The sequence below is a fragment of the Candidatus Thorarchaeota archaeon genome (assembly GCA_013388835.1).
Classification (GTDB): Archaea; Asgardarchaeota; Thorarchaeia; order Thorarchaeales; family Thorarchaeaceae; genus JACAEL01.
The window spans coordinates 1-2,732 of record JACAEL010000079.1; the positions used below are offsets into that span (position 1 = coordinate 1).

A 2,732-nucleotide genomic window follows, 5' to 3' on the forward strand; every position below is an offset into this window, starting at 1 on the left:
GACCACCACTTCGTATGTGTTCTTCTCTATCTCCACACCGAACAGCCGGTTGCCGACTGAGGCCCGACTGCCCAGTTTCTGGAGGACTGCATCAAGAAATACCCCCTCACCGAATGAAGGGTCCATTACAAGGTCTTCGTCGGTGCGGACAGCCCAGCGCACCAAGAACTCCGCCACTCTGGAATAGGTGTAGTACGCCCCACGCTGCTTCGCCTCGATAGGGTGATTCATGTTGGCCAGTCCCGCACGCCTGTCTTGTCCAGTCCCTCAAGTCCGAATACTTGCTATAAACGTTCATTCTTGGTTGGATGGACACTCCTGTGTTCAGTCAGGAGCCGAGCGTCTTCGATGCATTTGCAGTCACTGTTCTTACTTCTGTCGCCGGTGCAATTCCCGTCTGTGAACAACCCCCTCTGGGTTCCTTATGCCTGTGAGAGTCGTCCAACAACGAGTTCGACCTCGATGGCGACTTCCTCGTTAGGCTCTGACACCGGCAGATTGAGGACGCAGCCGAGATGCCCGCCCTTCATGTGCCTGCTTAAGGTCGGACAGATGTTGCAAAGACTTCATCCTGCCCACGGCAGAGATACAGTTAACTATGGCAAACTCTTAAATACACGATTGTTAATACAGACGTGACGCTCGCAGGAGTGTCAGTGAGGAATGGTGATGCAACTGACTCGCAACCAACAAATTCTGTTCATGGTCATGATTGTTGTCGATGTGATACTTGGCTCTCTGTTTGCCCTGGCGTTCATGCCTGTGTGGTTGCAACCAGAGGCCACTCTCATTGTCCCCAGTTTCAATCTCTACATGGCACCTCTGGCAATCACAAGTCTGCTCGCCCTGCCGACCGTGTTCTTCCTTCAGATGATCTGGAACGACAAGTTTGGGAACCAGGTGTACCTATTACCGCTACGACTTGGCCTGGCTTACGAGTTTCTCCACGGTGGACTCGAGAAGCTGCTGGACACCACCTATCTGGCCAGTCCCGGTCTGATTCAGCTGGGCGCCAATGCTGCTCCCAGTGAATGGGTAAAGGGAGTAATGGCAATGATGCTGCCCAACTATGCGTTCTTCCTGCTGCTGATTGCAGTTGGCGAACTGCTGGTCGGGCTCTCCATGCTGTTCGGAGGTATGACTAGGCTTGGCGCAATCGGAGGCATACTGCTTCAACTCGTGTTCTTGATTCTCTTGGGCTGGTTAAGTCCCTCGACGTTCGGAGTGAACTTCATCGGTGTGTTCGCCTTTCTCTTGGTGGGAATGCATCGGGCTGGACGTTATCTCGGCTTGGACTACTTCTTGGCGCGCAGTCTGGAGGCCCGGAAGGAGAACAAGGCAGCACATGTGCTGCTTCTCATGACCTAGTCCCAGTGACATCCAAGGACCGCCGGAACCGCATATGGTTCCTCTCGCGCCCCTCCCCGTTTCGCTCAATGCCGCATGACTGCGACGGGGAGGCGTCCTCTCATTCAGCGGCGTTCACATCCATGGTGACGAATGTGGCTTGGAGTATGCCATCCAAGTGCTGTTGCGGCAAGTCGGCACGAGATGTGCTTTTCGACATGTCCTGTCATGTTGCCGATACCTTACCTGCTCATTCGGTTGCTTCTCAGCGCAAGTGGTGTGCGACCTCTCACTGTTAGATGGACGAATCTGTGGATGGGATTCTTCGCCGTTAAGACGTACTGGGGGCAATTGCTCCTTGAGGCCGATTCCACTCAGTCTGTGTGCTCGGACCCGATCATGCAACCCCACAGGTCTGAACATTTGCCTTTGTCCACTAATGCCTGACCTAGAGGCAGCTGTTCCACACCCACTCTCAGGCAAGTTGATATAAGTGGTACAGCACCTTGTACAGCACACAAATGAGGTGATTTGAGTCTGAGAAGAGGACCAATGCGAGGCCCCATTGTCCGGCGACGAGGCCCCATGAGACCGCGACCTGTGGGTTACAGAGGTGGGTACCGTCGAAGACCCTGTTGCTGCGGAGGCTGTTGTGCCTGTGTGCTATGTGTCCTATTGCTGTTTCTCATCTCTGGGGTGGCAATCCTGTCTCTGCTATTCCCGTGAGAAAGTCCTATGTGCATCACTCGGGAGTTGCGCCCGCGCAGCCCTAGGGGACACAGGAAGCAGCAGATTGACATGTGTGAATCTCCCTGCATACCTAGCATGAGTGCAGTCCGGCTTCAAAGAACCGAAGGTGACTCGAGTTTCTATGATGCCTGATGCGTTCCGTTCATCTGCCTGTACGCTGTGCTACTGCTGGGCTTTGGGTTCTGGCTTGATGCGTTGGGATTCACCGACGATGCTATATCGACCTGGATTGGCGCCATGTTTGGAATCGTCCTCTCCCAATTGGTCTGCCCTACATGTTATCTCTCAAGTGGGCGATGAGCGGTCGCTGGTATCTGGAGTACAATGAGCACGGTATTACTTGCCGCAGGTTATTCAAGACTGAAACGTACCTCTGGACTGACATATCGGGCCTGTACAGCAAGAAGAGTACGGGATTCCTGGGCCGATACCATGACACACTCGTCGTCGAGTGTGGAGGCCTGACCACGGAGTTCTTCCTACCCGACTTTGGTCTGAATTCCAAGAAGCCCTCGGTCGAGTTCATCGAGGGCATAGTCAGAACATGGGCATTAGCCAACCGTTCATTCTTAGTTGGACAGAGTTTGACACAGGAGTCTTGTCACTCCCAGGAGACGGCACTGGGGTCACTCCTC

3 protein-coding genes are annotated in these 2,732 nt (G+C 54.0%); 2 read left to right on the forward strand and 1 reads right to left on the reverse strand.

Going from position 1 to position 2,732, the window contains the following annotated elements; genetic code table 11:
- On the reverse strand, positions 1–231 hold a 231-nt coding region (locus HXY34_12680), incomplete at its 3' end, for an N-6 DNA methylase (protein ID NWF96989.1).
- A gap of 432 nt (positions 232–663) precedes the next feature.
- Between HXY34_12680 and HXY34_12685 the strand changes: the two genes are divergently transcribed.
- Entirely contained in the window at positions 664–1,368 is a 705-nt protein-coding gene (locus HXY34_12685; GenBank protein NWF96990.1) for a DoxX family membrane protein, read from the forward strand.
- 1,004 nt (positions 1,369–2,372) lie between these two features.
- Positions 2,373–2,732: hypothetical protein (locus HXY34_12690; protein ID NWF96991.1), on the forward strand; the 360-nt coding region annotated here is incomplete at its 3' end.